We start from the raw sequence: 15,351 nt of genomic DNA on the forward strand, positions 1-15,351 counted from the left end.
CGCGGCACCCGTCGCGCTCGGCATCCGCCGGGCTGGGCATCCGGCGCGCTCGGCAAACGACGCGCTCAGCCGCCGGCGAAGGGCGGCAGCACCTCGATCAACCCGGCCGCCCCGAGCGCCGTCCCGCGCGGCACCGCGCGGCCGTCGAGGAGCACGCTGCACGCCGGCAGCACCGGCTGCAGCCCCGGGCGGAGCTCGGCCGCCGCCGCGAGGACCTCCTGGACGGTCGTCGTCGACGAGCGGTCCAGCTGGTCCTGCTCGACCCCGGCGGCCGCGCGCGCCCCGGCCCAGTAGCGCACCAGCACCGTCCCCGGGTCGCTGCTCGCCGCCGCGGCCTGCGGAGCCGTCGTCCCCTGCTGCATCAGGACTCCTCCCTGGTCGGGGCGCCGCCGGACCGGCCGGCGACACCTTCTCGCCCCATGGTCGCATCCGACGGCGCTCGCGCGGGCCGCCCTATCCTCGAAGGACGATGGCCCAGTTCCTGCTGCTGACCAACGCGCTCGCCGCGAGCGCCGAGGTGCTGCCTGCGCTGGGGTTGCTCCCCCACCACGTGCGGATCCTGCCCGCCGAGCCCTCGGCCCTGGTCGAGGCGCCGCGCTGCGACGCCGTCCTCGTGGACGCCCGCCGCGAGCTGGTCGCCGCGCGCTCCCTGTGCCGCGTGCTGCGGGCCACCGGGACCACCGCGCCGGTCATCGCGGTCCTCACCGAGGGTGGCCTCGTGGCCGTGACCGCGGAGTGGGGCCTGGACGACATACTCCTGGACACGGCCGGCCCGGCCGAGGTCGAGGCGCGGCTGCGCCTGGCCGCCCACCGCCACGCGGACGCCACCCTGCCCTCCGCACCGGAGGGGCCGATCCGGTCGGGCGCCCTGACCATCGACGAGGGCGCGTACACCGCGCGCCTCGGGGACCGCATCCTCGACCTCACCTACAAGGAGTTCGAGCTGCTGAAGCACCTCGCGCAGCACCCCGGCCGGGTCTTCACCCGGGCCCAGCTGCTGCAGGAGGTCTGGGGCTACGACTACTTCGGGGGCACCCGCACCGTGGACGTCCACGTGCGACGACTGCGGGCCAAGCTCGGCCCGGAGCACGACCTGGCCATCGGCACCGTCCGCAACGTGGGCTACCGGTTCGACGAGGTCCGGGAGAGCGCGGGGGCACCGGCGGCCGAAGACTGACCGCAACGCGGCGACCGTGGTCCAATGAGCGCATGACGGTGGAGTCGCTGACGCAGATCGCTCCCGACGACGTGCAGCAGGTCCTCGAGGTGGTCGCGGCCGCCACGGCCCACGACGAGGTCGGGCCGCTGTCGGAGCAGTCCAGGCTGGACCTGTCCCACCCGGGTCACCACGTCGTGGCGCGGCAGGACGGCCGGGTCGTGGCGTATGCCGGCGGCCCCCCGCACGCCCTCGAGCTGGTGGTCGCGCCCCAGGCCCGCGGCCGGGGCCTCGGCGGCGCGCTGCTCGACGCCGCGCTCCCCCCGGACGGGACGCCCACGTCGGTGTGGGCCCACGGCGACCTGCCGGCGGCGCGGCGGCTGCTCGCGTCGCGCGGGCTGCGCCCCTCCCGGGACCTGCGCAAGCTCGGCCGCTCGCTCGAGCCCACCGACGCCGAGCGTGACCCCGTGGACGTCCCTGACGGCTTCCGGGTGCGCACCTTCCGCCCGGGGGACGAGGAGGCCGTGCTCGCCGTCAACGCCCGCGCCTTCGCCCACCACCCCGAGCAGGGGTCGCTGGACCTCGCGGGGCTGCGCGACCGGATGTCCTCGACGTGGTTCGACCCCGAGGGGCTCATCCTCGTGGAGGACGTGACCGGGGACGAGCCGCGGCTCGCGGCGTTCCACTGGACCAAGGTCGACCCGGCCGACGACGACGAGCAGACCGGCGAGGTCTACGTCGTCGCCGTCGACCCCGACCACCAGGGCCGCGGGCTGGGCGCCCTGGTCACCCGCCTCGGGCTGGACCACCTGCGCTCCCGGGGCCTCTCCCGGGTCGTGCTCTACGTCGAGGCGGACAACGCCGCGGCGATGGCCACCTATGCGCGCCAGGGCTTCTCGACGGTGGCCACGGACGTGCAGTGGTCACGCGGCCCCGCCGGCCGGTGGGAGGATGCGGGCATGCAGGCTGACCACGCGACCTCCACGCAGAGCGGTCGTCGGACCGCAGACCCCGCGACGGACGAGCCGGTGGTGGACCCCACCGAGACCGCCCCCGCCCGGCCGCGCTCCGCCGACGGGCGCTTCGTGCGGGTGAGCCAGGACGTCGTCGAGGACGCCGACGCCGACCTGCCCGAGGACCGCTTCCTGGACCGCGAGCTGTCCTGGCTGCAGTTCAACGAGCGCGTGCTGCAGCTGGCGGCCGACCCGGACGTGCCGCTGCTCGAGCGCTGCCGGTTCCTCGCGATCTTCGCGAGCAACCTCGACGAGTTCTTCATGGTGCGCGTCGCCGGGCTCAAGCGCCGCATCGCGACCGGCCTCGCCGTGCGCTCCCCGTCGGGGCTCGAGCCCGACGAGCAGCAGGAGCAGATCAGCCGGCTGGCCCACGAGCTGATGGTCCGCTCCGCGCGGGTGTTCCACGAGCAGGTCGAGCCCGAGCTGCACCGCTCCGGCATCTCGATCGTGCGGTGGCACGACCTGAGCGAGGACGAGCAGACCCACCTGTCGGCGGTCTACCGCAGCGAGATCTTCCCGGTCCTGACGCCGCTGGCGGTCGACCCGGCCCACCCCTTCCCCTACATCTCCGGGCTGTCCCTCAACCTCGCGGTCACCCTGGTCAACCCGCGCACCCAGGCCGAGCACTTCGCCCGGATCAAGGTGCCGGACCTGCTGCCCCGGCTGCACCAGATCACCACCAAGGGCGAGGTCGACCTCTACCACGTGCGGTTCGTCCCGCTCGAGGACATCATCGCGGCGCACCTGGACCTGCTCTTCCCCGGCATGGACGTGCAGCAGCACTACCTCTTCCGGGTCACCCGCAACGAGGACCTCGAGGTCGAGGAGGACGACGCCGAGAACCTCCTCAAGGCCCTCGAGAAGGAGCTCACCCGCCGCCGGTTCGGCCCCCCGGTGCGCCTCGAGGTCGAGCAGGACATCGACGAGCACGTCCTGCAGCTGCTGGTGCGCGAGCTCGGCGTGCAGGACCACGAGGTCTACACGCTGCCCAACCCGCTGGACCTCCGCAGCCTCAACACCGTCGCCGACCTGTCACGCTCCTCGCTGCACTTCCCGGCCTTCCAGGCCCGCACGCACCCGGACCTGGCGCCGCGGGAGCGCTCGGAGGCGAGCGACGTCTTCGCGGCGATCCGGCGCAAGGACATCCTGCTGCACCACCCCTACACGTCCTTCAGCACCTCGGTGCAGGCCTTCCTCGAGCAGGCCGCCGCCGACCCCCGCGTCCTCGCGATCAAGCAGACGCTCTACCGCACCTCGGGCGACTCCCCCATCGTGGACGCCCTCATCGCGGCCGCCGAGGCCGGCAAGCAGGTCGTCGCGGTCGTGGAGATCAAGGCGCGCTTCGACGAGTCCAACAACATCGCCTGGGCCCGCCGGCTGGAGCACTACGGCGTGCACGTCGTCTACGGCATCGTCGGGCTCAAGACGCACGCCAAGCTGTCCCTGGTGGTGCGTCAGGAGCAGGACGGCCTGCGGCGCTACTGCCACGTCGGCACCGGCAACTACAACCCCAAGACGGCGCGCCTCTACGAGGACCTCGGCATCCTGACCTGCGACCCGCAGGTCGGCGAGGACCTCACCCGGTTGTTCAACCAGCTGTCCGGCTGGGCGCCGCGCAGCAAGTTCAAGCGGCTGCTCGTGGCGCCCCGGTCGCTGCGCACCGGGCTGATCGAGCTGATCGAGCGCGAGACCGCCCTCGCCCGCGCGGGCAAGCCCGGCTACGTCGGCATCAAGGCCAACTCCATCGTCGACGAGTCCGTCATCGACGCCCTCTACCGCGCCTCCCGCGCGGGGGTCCACGTCGACCTGCTGGTCCGAGGCATCTGCGCGCTGCGCCCCGGGGTCCCGGGGCTGTCGGAGACGATCCGGGTCCGGTCCATCCTCGGGCGGTTCCTCGAGCACTCCCGCGTCTTCATCTTCGGCAACGACGGCGACCCGACCGTCTACATCGGCAGCGCCGACATGATGCACCGCAACCTGGACCGTCGCGTCGAGTCGCTGGTGCGGATCAGCGACCCGCGTCACGTCAAGGAGCTCCTCGAGCTGATGGATCAGGGTATGGCGGACACCACCTCCAGCTGGCACCTCGCCGACGACCGGTGGATCCGCCACCACCGGGACGAGCAGGGGCAGGCGCTGCTCGACCACCAGTCCGCCCTCATCGACAAGCACCTCAAGCAGCGCCGCAAGCGCAACCGGGCCTGACGCCGGCCCCGACCGAGGGCCCGGCCCCCACGGGTGGCGGTCCGCGGCGGGGGCGGCATACTGCACCTGGACGGCACGTCAGACCAGCCCCTCCGCCCCTCCGCACCCTCCAAGGAGCGCCATGCCAGCCCCAGCCCCCGGAGCGCCGGTCATCGCGGCGGCGGGAGCCGTCCCCTGGCGGCGGCGCCGGGGCGTGCTGGAGGTCGCGATGGTGCACCGGCCCGCCTACGACGACTGGGCGTGGGCCAAGGGCAAGCTCGACCCGGGCGAGGACTGGCCCGCCGCGGCCGTGCGGGAGGTGGAGGAGGAGTCCGGGCTGCGGGTCCGGCTCGGGCGCCCGCTGCCGGTCTCGTCCTACTCCTTCGTCGACCGTCGCGGCCAGGTGGCCCACAAGCACGTGCGCTACTGGGCGGCGGAGGTCATCGGCGGCGACGGCCGGCTCGAGCACGAGATCGACGAGGTGGCGTGGCTGCCGGTGCAGGACGCGATGGCCAGGCTGGACTACGCCCGCGACCGCGAGCAGCTGCGCGCCGTGGTGCGCCACGCCGAGCGCGGCGCCCTCACGACGTGGCCCCTCGTGGTGGTGCGGCACGCCAAGGCCCTGCCCCGCTCGCGCTGGACCAAGGACGACCGGCTGCGACCGCTCGACGACCGCGGCCGCGAGCGGGCCCGCGCCATCGTGCCGATCCTCGACGCCTTCGGCGTCACCCGGCTGGTGACCTCGATCTCGGTGCGCTGCGCCGACACGCTGGCGCCCTACGCCGAGGTGGCCGGGCTCGAGCTCAAGACCAAGCACGGGCTGACCGAGGAGGCCTTCGTCGACGACCCCGACCGCGCCGTCCGGCACCTGCGCAAGGCCGTGGTCCGCGGGGTCCCCGGTGCGCTGTGCAGCCACGGGCCGGTCCTGCCGCTGCTGCTCGAGGAGCTGTCCGTGCTGGCGTCGGTGGAGGACGCCGAGGGGCGGGCCGTCGTCGACACGCTGCTGGAGGCCGCCGACAGCGGCATGGCCAAGGGTGAGCTGCTGGTCTGCCACCTGACCGGGCGGGGCGACGACGCCCGGGTGGTGGCGGTGGAGCGTCACCTGCCGTGACCGCCCCCCGGTGGCGCGCGACCCCGTCGACCGGGGGCCGCCGGGCCTCGTCCACGTGGTGACAATCACCGAGCGTGACGCGAGTCGTTCACCCTGCGTTCATGGCCAGCGTGCCATCACGTCACCCAGCGTCTCTACATTGGCGGACGACGGCGCACCTGCGCCTGCTCACGACACTGCTTGTGGAAGGTACTGCCAACGTGAAGACTCAGCGTTTTGCCGGTCCTGGTTTCGCCGGTCCTGCGACCCTTGCCCTGGCTGGTGCGATCGCGCTGACCGGTTGCGGCTCGGACAACAACAGCTCTGGCTCGGGCTCCGGCTCCGGCGCGTCCAGCTCGGCCTCGTCGGCCGGCTCCAGCGGCACCTCGGCTGCCGGCGGCAACGCCGACTGCGGCAAGTCGACGATCAACGCTGAGGGCTCCTCCGCCCAGAAGGCCGCCTTCGAGGAGGCCGCCAACAGCTTCCAGGAGAAGTGCCAGGGCGCGACCATCAACTACAACGCCACCGGGTCCGGCGCCGGCATCAAGCAGTTCATCGCCAAGCAGGCCGACTTCGCGGGCTCCGACTCCGCGCTCAAGAGCACCCCGAAGGACGGGAAGATCGAGCAGCAGGAGGCCGACAAGGCCTGCGGCTCCCCCGCCTGGAACCTCCCCATGGTCACCGGCCCGATCGCCGTCGGCTACAAGCTGGGCGGCGTCGACTCCCTCACGCTCAACGCGGACGTGCTGGCCGACATCTTCAACGGCAAGATCACGAAGTGGAACGACCCGGCCATCGCCAAGCTCAACTCCGGCGCCTCGCTGCCCGACAAGGACATCAAGGTCTTCTTCCGCTCCGACGAGTCCGGCACCACCGAGAACTTCACGAAGTACCTCAAGGCCGCCGCCCCCGCCAAGTGGACCGCCGAGCCCGGCAAGAAGTGGACCGGCAAGGGTGAGGGCAAGGAGAAGTCCGCGGGCGTCTCCGGCGCCGTCGCCGCCACCGACGGCGGCATCACCTACGCCGAGTGGTCCTACGCCAAGGACAACAAGCTGGGCATCGCCAAGATCGACACCGGCGCCGGCGCCGTCGAGCTGACCGGCGAGTCGGCCGGCAAGGCCGTCGCCGCCGCCAAGGTCGCCGGCCAGGGCAACAACCTCGCCCTCAAGCTCGACTACGCCACGAAGGAGGCCGGCGCCTACCCGATCGTGCTGGTCACCTACGAGATCGTCTGCTCCAAGGCCACCGACGCCGAGAAGGGCAAGACCATCAAGGCCTTCCTGAAGCACATGTCCTCGGCCGAGACCCAGAAGTCCTTCGAGCAGATCGGCTTCGCGCCGCTGCCCACGGAGGTCCAGTCCAAGGTCGCGACCGCCATCGACGCGCTGCAGTGACCCGTGGAAGCCGGGCGGCCCAGGACCTCACCTGGGCTGCCCGGCTTCGCGCCTGCCCGGGCTCTGTGACCGGGTGTGCACCCCTCGTAGCATCTCGCACAGTTAGGTAGTACTCGTGTCCTCAGTGACCGGCGTCTCCGCCGTCGACACCCTGCCCGACGACGACGGCAAGGGACCGCTCCAGGGCGACCGCGCCTCGACCGGCCGCCTCGGCGACAAGCTCTTCGGCGGCGCGGCCACCGGCGCCGGGGTCGTGGTCATCGGCCTGGTCACCCTGGTCGGCGTCTTCCTGCTGTGGCAGGCCATCCCCGCGCTGGCCAAGAACCAGGCCAACTTCCTCACCTCGCGCGAGTGGAGCGTCTCGGGCGACGCGCCCCGCTTCGGCATCGCCGACCTGCTGTGGACGACCGTGGTGAGCTCGGTCATCGCCATGGGGATCGCGGTCCCGCTCGGGGTCGCGGTCGCGCTCTTCATCACGCAGTACTCCCCGCGCTGGCTCAGCAAGCCGGCGGCCCAGATGATCGACCTGCTCGCCGCCGTGCCCTCGATCGTCTACGGCCTGTGGGGCGTCGCGCAGTTCACGCCCTTCATCCGGCCGCTGCAGGACAGGCTGCAGGACTGGCTGGGGTGGTTCCCGCTCTTCGGCAAGACTGGGATGCAGAGCACGATCTTCGTGATCAGCCTGGTCCTCGCCATCATGATCCTGCCCATCGTGACGTCGCTGTCCCGGGAGGTCTTCGCCCAGACGCCCGCGGCGCACAAGGAGGGCGCGCTGGCGCTCGGCGCCACCAAGTGGGAGATGATCCGCACCGCGGTGCTCCCCTACGGCCGCCCGGGCGTCATCTCCGCCGCGATGCTGGCTCTCGGCCGCGCCCTCGGTGAGACCGTCGCCGTCATGATGATCCTGTCGGCGCTGGCCGCCGGGACGCCCTTCAACCCCTCGATCTTCAACGGCGGCGAGACCTTCGCCTCGCGCATCGCCAACAACGCCTCGGAGTTCGACTCCCCGCAGAAGGCCGGCGCGTTCATCGCCGCGGGCCTGGTCCTGTTCATCCTCACGTTCGTGGTCAATGCGATCGCGCGGATCGTGATCGAGCGCCGGAAGGCCTTCACCGAATGAGCACCGCCGTCAGCAACAGCAAGCCGGCCCGCATCGACAAGGCGTCGGGAGGCCGCAAGGCCACGGACCAGATCGCCCGCATCATCATGTGGCTCGCCTTCCTCGTGGCGCTCGCGCCGCTGCTCTGGATCCTCTACGAGGTCCTGAGCAACGGCATCGAGCTGCTGCTCAACAGCAGCTGGTGGACCAACTCCCAGCGGGGCATCTCGGTGCGCCGCGTGGGCGGCGGCGCCTACCACGCCATCATGGGCACGCTCATGCAGGGCCTGATCACGGCGCTGATCTCGGTGCCGATCGGCATCTTCACCGCCATCTACCTTGTGGAATACGGCCGGGGCCGCCTCGCCCGCGCCGTCAGCTTCATGGTCGACATCCTCACCGGGGTCCCGTCCATCGTCGCGGCGCTGTTCGTCTACGCGCTCTGGGTGACGGTGCTGGGCTTCAACCGCGTCGGCTTCGCCGTCTCGCTGTCGCTGGTCCTGCTGATGATCCCGACCGTCGTGCGCTCGACGGAGGAGATGCTCAAGCTGGTGCCCAACGAGCTGCGGGAGGCGTCATACGCCCTCGGCGTCCCCAAGTGGAAGACCATCGTGTCGGTCGTGCTGCCGACGGCGCTGTCCGGCATCGTGACCGGCGTGCTGCTCGGCCTGGCCCGCATCATGGGTGAGACGGCGCCGCTGCTGATCCTCGGGCCCTACACCAAGAACATCCACTGGGACCTCTTCGGCGGCAACATGGCGACCCTGCCGACCATGATCAACGAGGAGCGGCAGTTCCTCACCCTGCAGCCCGCTCACGACCGGGTCTGGGCCGCCGCCCTCACCCTCATCCTGCTCGTCCTCCTGCTCAACCTGCTGGGCCGCGTGATCGCGCGCTTCGGCGCCGTCAAGAGCTGACCCACCCCAGAAAGCGAATCCACACCATGGGCAAGCGCATCGACGTCGAGAACGTCAACATCTACTACAGCAAGTTCCACGCGGTACAGGACGTGTCGCTGACCATCGAGCCGCGGTCGTGCACCGCCTTCATCGGCTCGTCGGGCTGCGGCAAGTCCACCGTCCTGCGCACCCTCAACCGGATGCACGAGGTGATCCCCGGCGGGCGCGTCGAGGGCAAGGTGCTCCTGGACGGGCAGGACCTCTACGCCCCCGGGGTCGACCCCGTCGGGGTGCGGCGGTCGGTCGGCATGGTCTTCCAGCGCCCCAACCCCTTCCCCACCATGACGATCCGCGACAACGTCGCCGCCGGGCTGCGCCTCAACGGCGTCAAGAACAAGAAGCGGGTCGACGAGGTCGTGGAGCGCTCGCTGCGCGGCGCCAACCTGTGGAACGAGGTCAAGGACCGCCTGGACAAGCCCGGCGCCGGCCTCTCCGGCGGCCAGCAGCAGCGGCTCTGCATCGCCCGCGCCATCGCGGTCGAGCCCGAGGTGCTGCTCATGGACGAGCCCTGCTCCGCGCTCGACCCGATCTCGACGCTCGCCATCGAGGACCTGATCACCGAGCTCAAGCCGAAGTACACGATCGTGATCGTGACGCACAACATGCAGCAGGCCGCCCGCGTGGCCGACCGCACCGCGTTCTTCAACCTCGAGGCCCAGGGCAAGCCCGGCAGGCTCATCGAGATCGACGACACCACCAAGATCTTCAACAACCCCAAGGAGCGGGCGACGGAGGACTACATCTCCGGTCGCTTCGGCTGATCGACAGCCCCTCCTCCCCCGCCCGCGAGCGTGGTCGGTCGGTGCTTCCGGGTAACACCGATGGACCACGCTCGCAATGTCTGGACCAGGGGTCTTGGCGGGCGACCGACGAGTAGGGCATGCTCCTGCCATGCCCCTCTCTCAACGTGGGGTGCGTGGCGAGACCGTCCACGCACCAGCGCTCGTCCCCGTCATCGAGACCGAGCCGCGAGACCCTTCCCACGAGCCCACGTGGCACGTGGTCGACCTCGGCAACTTCTGCCACGGCGAGTGCCTCGAGTGCCGCTGGCAGGGTCCGGGCCGCCGGGCCCGCAGCAGCGCCCGCCGCGACGCCGAGCTGCACTCCTTGACCGGGTGCGGGGACGTCGCGCAGGTGCGCAGCCTCTTCCCGCCGCAGGCGTTCCCGCTCCGCTGACCAGACCGTATGCCGTGAAGGCCGCCACCTGGACAGGTGGCGGCCTTCACGGGAGGTCAGGCGCCGGACCGGGAGCGCCTCTCGGCACGTGGCCGCTCGTAGCGGCTTCAATTTGGGACCCGGGGCTACCACGGCCCGGCGCACGTCCATTGTAACGGGCCGACCCCCGGGGCCGTCGCGTTCGCCGACAACCTGACCGTGGGCGACGCCCCCGGCGGACCCCAAGCGGGGCCGCTGTGAGGTCAGCCGAGCCGGCCTGAGGTCAGGTGGGCCGACCGAGGGTCAGCCGAGCCGCCCGGAGGTCAGGTGAGCTGGCCGAGCCGCCACAGCCGCGCGCTGGCCTCGAGGTCCTCCCCTGCGCCCAGCATGGAGCCCGCCGAGTGGAGCCACGTCGCGGTGGAGGTCGTCGCGACGGTGTCCGCGCGGTGGGCACGGCCGGCGGCGACGATCCGGCAGAACGCGCCGGCGCGCTCGAGCGCCACGGCCAGGTCGCCGTCGTAGACGCCGGACAGGATCGCGTCGGCCAGGTCCTGCAGCTGCCCGGGTCCGGGCGGCTCGGCTGCCCCCGCGACGGCGTGCAGGACTGCGGCGTGCGGCATACCGGCCTGGTAGTCGGCCGAGGCGCCGACGGCGTCGCGGCGCACCCACTCGCGCAGCGCGTAGAGCCGCCACAGCGCACCGGGCAGGGTGCGCGCGGGCAGCTGGGCCCACAGCTCGGCGAGGGTGGACAGCCCGATGTCCTCCACGAGGGCCACCAGCCGCGTGGTCACGTCGGGGTCGTCGCTGGCGCGGCCTGCGTGCACCAGCACCTGCGCCGTCTCGTGAGCCACCTCGGAGACGACCGCGGGGTCGGGCAGCTGGCCGCCGTACGCCTCCATCGCCTCGGGCGAGTAGAAGGCGGGGCGACGAGGGAGCCGGCGGTCCTCGCTCACCGGCGCCTGCAGGCGTGGGTCTGGGCGCTCACGTGCCCAGTGTGCACCGTCACCGCGGCCCCACCACGACCGCGCCGGGTCCGGGCAGCGTGATCGTGTCGTCGCCGGTCGTCGGCTCGTCCCAGCAGGCGAGCACCTGGCCGCCCTGCAGCGGCACCGTGACGGGCTCGTCCGCCAGCGACGCGACCACGCGGTGGGCGCCGCGGTGCAGGACGGCGAGCCGCCGCTCCGCGTCCCAGTCGAGCCGGACCGTGGAGAGCCGGGGGTCGGACAGGTCGGGGACGGTGCGGCGCAGGCGCAGCAGGGTGCGGTACCACTCCAGCATCCGGGCGTGCTCGCCCTGCTCCGGCTCGGACCAGTCGAGGCGGGAGGCCTCGACGGTGCCCGCGGCCTGGGGGTCCGGGACCTCGTCGGCGCCCCAGCCGTGGGAGGCGAACTCCGCCGCCCGGCCGTTGCGGATGGCCTCGACGAGGGTGGGGTCCTGGTGGTCGGTGAAGTACTGCCACGGCGTCGACGCGGCCCACTCCTCCCCCATGAAGAGCATCGGGGTGAAGGGCGAGGTCAGCAGCAGCGCCGCGCCCGCGGCGAGCCGCCCGGGGGCCACCCCCATGGACAGCCGGTCGCCGACCCGGCGGTTGCCGACCTGGTCGTGCGTCTGCAGCGACGCGACGAACCGCCAGCCGGGGACCGTGGCGCGGTCGACCGGGCGCCCGTGGCACCGCCCCCGGAAGCTGGAGTAGCTCCCGTCGTGGAAGAACGCCCCCTGGAAGACCTTGGGGAGCGCCTCCGGCGACGCGAAGTCGGCGTAGTAGCCGTCGGTCTCGCCGGTCAAGGCGACGTGCAGCGCGTGGTGGATGTCGTCGGTCCACTGCCCGTGGATGCCGAGGCCGGCCACCGCGGCGCCCTCACCGCGCGGGGTGGTGGTGCGGGCGTCGTTGCGGTCGTCCTCCGCGACGAGGGTGAGCGGGCGACCCACCTCGGCGGCCAGGGCGTCGACCTCCCGGGACATCTCCTCGAGGATCGGCAGGGCCCGGTCGTCGATGAGGGCGTGGACGGCGTCCAGGCGCAGAGCGTCGACGTGGAAGTCGCGCAGCCACATCGTCACGTTGTCGAGCAGGTAGCGGCGGACCTCGTCGCTGCCGGGCCCGTCGAGGTTGACCGCGGCGCCCCAGGGGGTGTGGTGCAGCTCGGTGAAGTAGGGGCCGAACTCGGCGAGGTAGTTGCCGTCGGGCCCGAAGTGGTTGTAGACGACGTCGAGGCAGACGGCGAGCCCGCGCCCGTGGGCGGCGTCGACGAGCCGCTGCAGGCCGGCGGGGCCGCCATACGGCTCGTGGACGGCGAAGAGCGCCACCCCGTCGTAGCCCCAGTTGTGGACGCCGGGGAAGGTCGCGACCGGCATGATCTCGATGGTGGTGACGCCGAGCTCGACGAGGTGGTCGAGCCGCTCGATGGCGGCGTCGAAGGTGCCTGCGGGCGTGAAGGTCCCGACGTGCAGCTCGTAGATCACCGAGCCCTCGAGCGGCCGACCGGCCCAGCCCTGGTCGGTCCAGGCGAAGGAGCTCGGGTCGTAGGGGGTGGTGAGGCCGTGCGGGCCGTCCTCGAGGCGGCGGCCGCGGGGGTCGGGGCGGAGGTCGCCGCCGTCGAGGCTGAAGCCGTAGCGCGCCGTCGGGGCGATCTCGTCGGTCTCGAGCCGCCACCACCCGCCCTCGCCGGGGGCGAGCGGCAGCCGGCGGCCCTCGGCGACGACCTCGACGCGGTCCTTGCCGGGGGCCCAGAGGGTGAAGGAGGTCATGGCACCTCTCCTTGGGGGTCTGGTGGGTCTGCTGGGGTCGTATGCCGTCGCCCGGGGCCACTGCGCGACGGCTTCGTGCGGCGGCCCCGGGCGGCGGGGTCAGGCTCGGACGAGCAGGGCGACGGGGCGCTCGGCGAGGACGTCGGCGGCGAGCACCTCGCCGGTGGCGTCGACCTCGGTGATGCGCCCGGTGAGGCGGTCGACCCAGGTGCCGCGGGGCAGCACGACGCGGGTGTCGCTGAGGCCGCCCTCGCGCTGCAGCCGGTGCGGGGCGCGGGTGACGACGGTGGCGACCGACGCGGCGCGCAGGAAGCCGATGACGTGCTCGGAGGAGGTCGTGAGCGGCACGTAGAGGCCGGCCTCGTCGAACGCCTCGGGGCGCTCGCGCCGCAGGCGCAGGGCCGCGGCGGACAGCAGGAGCTTCTCGTCGTGGAGGTCGGCCGGGGTCGCGCCCCCGTCGAGCCGCTCGAGCCGGGCCGACAGGTCGGCGTAGTCGACGGGGCGACGGTTGTCGGGGTCGACCAGGGACTGGTTGACGGTCTCGCAGCCCTGGTAGACGTCGGGGACGCCGGGCATCGTCAGCTGCAGCAGCTTGGCGCCGAGCACGAGCGCCCGGATCGCCTCGGCGTGGGTGTCCCACAGCGACACGAGCGCGTCGTGCCGCTCGCCGGCGTCGAGCGCCTTGTCGGCGAAGTCCAGGACGCGCGCCTCGTAGTCCTCGTCTCCGTCGACCCACGCGGTGTGCTGCTTGGCCTCGCGGACCGCCTTGAGCAGGTAGTCGTTGAGCCGGTCGGGGTCGATGATCCCCACGCCGGCGATGGTCTGCCAGATCAGGTGGGCGGTGGGCTTGTCGACGCCCCTCTCGGCCGCAGCGGCGCGGAACCGCAGCGACAGCTCCTTCCACGCCTGCGGGTCGCCGGCGATGGCGAGCAGGAAGGCGCGGGTGTCCTCGCTGCGCTTGGTGTCGTGGGTCGACAGCGTGGTCATGCCGAGCGGCCAGTAGCGGCGCTGGTGCAGCGCCCACTCGTGCAGCGCCGCCGGCGACGCCGTCTCCAGCGCGGCCGGGTCGCCACCGACCTCGTTGAGGGCGATCAGCCGGTGCCAGCGGTAGAAGGTGGTGTCCTCGATCCCCTTGGCCATCACCGGACCCCACGTCTGCTGCAGCCGCACCGCGAAGTCGACGGCGTTGGCGTCGGCGTCCTCGGCGGTCGCCAGCTCGTGCAGCGCCTGCAGCTCCGGCTCGAGGTCGGGACGGTGACCGACGGCTCCGTCATACGCCTCCTGCAGGCGGCGCCGGGCGAGCGGGGAGAGCCGCTGCTCGGGCTGGATGTAGGCGCGGTAGACGTCGCCGGCGACGAGCAGCTCGACGACCGCGAGCTGCAGCCGCTGCGGGTCCAGGTCGGGCAGGGCCTCGCGGGCGCGGCGCACGAGCCGCTCCACCTCGGGCTGCAGCAGCTCCTCGACCACCTGGCGCTTGGCCTTGGTGACGTCGCGCTCGACGTCGATCTGGCCGCCGCAGGCCTCCCACTGGGCGGTCAGCTCGGGCTCGGCGGCCGGGTCGACCAGGGCGGTCTGGACCGCGAGCATCGCGTCGTACCCGGTGGTGCCGTCGCAGGCCCAGTCGCGGGGCAGCCGCTCCTTGCCCTCCAGGATCTTCTCGACCCAGATGATGGTGCCCTCGCGGGACTGGGTGCGCAGCCGGTCGAGGTAGCCCGCCGGGTCGGCCAGGCCGTCCGGGTGGTCGATCCGGAAACCGTCGATGAGGCCGCGCTGGTTGAGGTCGAGCAGCAGCGCGTGGGTCTCGTCGAAGACGTCGTCCTCCTCGACCCGCACCGCGATCAGCTCGTCGACGTCGAAGAACCGGCGGTAGTTGAGCATCGACTCCTTCTGCCGCCAGGACGCGAGCTGGTAGTGCTGGCGCGCGAGGACGGCCTCCACGTCGTTGCTCTCGGTCCCGACCGCGATCGGGAAGACGTGCTCGAAGTAGCGGATGACCGGCTCCCCGTCGAGCTCGTCGATGGTGATGTCGCCGGCCTGCAGCGTGCTGACCAGGGTGTCGCCGAGGATCGGCAGACCCAGCCGGCCGCCGCCGGACTTCCAGTCGATGTCGAACCAGTGCGCGGTCGGCGCGTCGCGGCCCTCCTTGAGGACCTGCCACAGCGGACGGTTGAGGTGCTCGGGGGCGACGAGGGCCATGTGGTTGGGGACGACGTCGACGACGATCCCGAGGCCGTGGTCGTGGGCCGTGCGCGCCAGCGCCTCGAAACCCTCGAGGCCGCCGAGGTCCTGGCTCAGCTCCGAGTGGTCCTGCACGTCGTAGCCGTGCAGGCTGCCCGTCACCGCCCGCAGGATCGGCGAGAGGTAGAGGTGCGAGATGCCGAGCCGCGCCAGGTAGGGCACCTGGGCGGCGGCGTCGGCGAACGTGAACTCGTGGTGCAGCTGGAGGCGGTAGGTCGCCGTCACGGTCATGGAGGTGCGCACATCCTCAAGGGTGGCTCGGTGGGGTGGTCGTCCGCGACGGTGCGGCCCCTCAGTCTTTCAAACAACGTGCCCGTA

General features: G+C 72.4%; 12 protein-coding genes and 1 pseudogene. 9 read left to right on the plus strand and 4 right to left on the minus strand.

Features of this window, described 5'->3' with window-relative positions:
- Positions 1-65: 65 nt before the first annotated feature.
- Positions 66-362 (minus strand): MoaD/ThiS family protein, encoded by a 297-nt coding sequence (locus tag ADJ73_RS01325; protein WP_050346764.1) that lies wholly within the window; start codon positions 360-362, stop codon positions 66-68.
- A 107-nt stretch (positions 363-469) separates the two neighbouring features.
- Between ADJ73_RS01325 and ADJ73_RS01330 the strand changes: the two genes are divergently transcribed.
- The 9 genes and pseudogenes from ADJ73_RS01330 to ADJ73_RS01365 all read left to right on the plus strand — a co-directional run bounded on the left by ADJ73_RS01330 (position 470) and on the right by ADJ73_RS01365 (position 10,071).
- Positions 470-1,177: a winged helix-turn-helix transcriptional regulator gene (locus ADJ73_RS01330; RefSeq protein ID WP_050346765.1), complete on the plus strand. Its 708-nt coding sequence runs from the start codon at positions 470-472 to the stop codon at positions 1,175-1,177.
- A 32-nt stretch (positions 1,178-1,209) separates the two neighbouring features.
- Positions 1,210-2,016 (plus strand): annotated as a pseudogene (mshD, locus tag ADJ73_RS17395) (mycothiol synthase); the annotation flags it as partial.
- A 99-nt stretch (positions 2,017-2,115) separates the two neighbouring features.
- The gene (locus ADJ73_RS01335) at positions 2,116-4,374 is read left to right on the plus strand and encodes an RNA degradosome polyphosphate kinase (RefSeq protein ID WP_050349181.1); all 2,259 of its coding nucleotides are present in this window, start codon (positions 2,116-2,118) and stop codon (positions 4,372-4,374) included.
- A 121-nt stretch (positions 4,375-4,495) separates the two neighbouring features.
- Positions 4,496-5,464 carry an NUDIX hydrolase gene (locus tag ADJ73_RS01340; protein WP_050346766.1) on the plus strand — a complete coding sequence of 323 codons (969 nt, stop codon included), beginning with the start codon at positions 4,496-4,498 and terminating at the stop codon, positions 5,462-5,464.
- 200 nt (positions 5,465-5,664) lie between these two features.
- Positions 5,665-6,837: a phosphate ABC transporter substrate-binding protein PstS gene (gene pstS / locus ADJ73_RS01345; RefSeq protein ID WP_050346767.1), complete on the plus strand. Its 1,173-nt coding sequence runs from the start codon at positions 5,665-5,667 to the stop codon at positions 6,835-6,837.
- Between the two features lie 115 nt (positions 6,838-6,952).
- Positions 6,953-7,957 (plus strand): phosphate ABC transporter permease subunit PstC, encoded by a 1,005-nt coding sequence (gene pstC, locus ADJ73_RS01350; protein ID WP_050346768.1) that lies wholly within the window; start codon positions 6,953-6,955, stop codon positions 7,955-7,957.
- Positions 7,954-8,853 carry a phosphate ABC transporter permease PstA gene (pstA, locus tag ADJ73_RS01355; protein WP_050346769.1) on the plus strand — a complete coding sequence of 300 codons (900 nt, stop codon included), beginning with the start codon at positions 7,954-7,956 and terminating at the stop codon, positions 8,851-8,853. Before pstC ends, pstA begins: the two co-directional genes overlap by 4 nt.
- 26 nt (positions 8,854-8,879) lie before the next feature.
- Positions 8,880-9,656: a phosphate ABC transporter ATP-binding protein PstB gene (pstB, locus tag ADJ73_RS01360; protein WP_050346770.1), complete on the plus strand. Its 777-nt coding sequence runs from the start codon at positions 8,880-8,882 to the stop codon at positions 9,654-9,656.
- A gap of 130 nt (positions 9,657-9,786) precedes the next feature.
- Complete coding sequence (locus ADJ73_RS01365) at positions 9,787-10,071, plus strand: hypothetical protein (RefSeq protein WP_216593658.1); 285 nt, start codon at positions 9,787-9,789, stop codon at positions 10,069-10,071.
- Positions 10,072-10,373: 302 nt separating this feature from the next.
- Here ADJ73_RS01365 and ADJ73_RS01370 read toward each other — a convergent pair whose 3' ends face one another.
- From ADJ73_RS01370 to treY, 3 genes are all read right to left on the minus strand, one after another.
- Positions 10,374-11,003 carry a hypothetical protein gene (locus tag ADJ73_RS01370; RefSeq protein ID WP_253272632.1) on the minus strand — a complete coding sequence of 210 codons (630 nt, stop codon included), beginning with the start codon at positions 11,001-11,003 and terminating at the stop codon, positions 10,374-10,376.
- A gap of 49 nt (positions 11,004-11,052) precedes the next feature.
- Complete coding sequence (gene treZ, locus ADJ73_RS01375) at positions 11,053-12,795, minus strand: malto-oligosyltrehalose trehalohydrolase (RefSeq protein WP_050346772.1); 1,743 nt, start codon at positions 12,793-12,795, stop codon at positions 11,053-11,055.
- Between the two features lie 99 nt (positions 12,796-12,894).
- Positions 12,895-15,276, minus strand: coding sequence for a malto-oligosyltrehalose synthase (gene treY, locus ADJ73_RS01380; protein ID WP_367379590.1), 2,382 nt, complete (start codon positions 15,274-15,276; stop codon positions 12,895-12,897).
- Between the last annotated feature and the right edge of the window lie 75 nt (positions 15,277-15,351).

It is taken from the genome of Arsenicicoccus sp. oral taxon 190 (assembly GCF_001189535.1).
GTDB lineage: Bacteria > Actinomycetota > Actinomycetes > Actinomycetales > Dermatophilaceae > Arsenicicoccus.

Bases quoted from the DNA above. Each gene is read 5' to 3' on its own strand.
- pstB (WP_050346770.1), top strand. From the start codon at position 8,880: ATGGGCAAGCGCATCGACGTCGAGAACGTCAACATCTACTACAGCAAG.
- pstA (WP_050346769.1), top strand. From the start codon at position 7,954: ATGAGCACCGCCGTCAGCAACAGCAAGCCGGCCCGCATCGACAAGGCG.
- ADJ73_RS01335 (WP_050349181.1), top strand. From the start codon at position 2,116: ATGCAGGCTGACCACGCGACCTCCACGCAGAGCGGTCGTCGGACCGCA.
- ADJ73_RS01330 (WP_050346765.1), top strand. From the start codon at position 470: ATGGCCCAGTTCCTGCTGCTGACCAACGCGCTCGCCGCGAGCGCCGAG.
- treZ (WP_050346772.1), bottom strand. From the start codon at position 12,795: ATGACCTCCTTCACCCTCTGGGCCCCCGGCAAGGACCGCGTCGAGGTC.
- ADJ73_RS01340 (WP_050346766.1), top strand. From the start codon at position 4,496: ATGCCAGCCCCAGCCCCCGGAGCGCCGGTCATCGCGGCGGCGGGAGCC.
- ADJ73_RS01365 (WP_216593658.1), top strand. From the start codon at position 9,787: ATGCCCCTCTCTCAACGTGGGGTGCGTGGCGAGACCGTCCACGCACCA.
- ADJ73_RS01325 (WP_050346764.1), bottom strand. From the start codon at position 362: ATGCAGCAGGGGACGACGGCTCCGCAGGCCGCGGCGGCGAGCAGCGAC.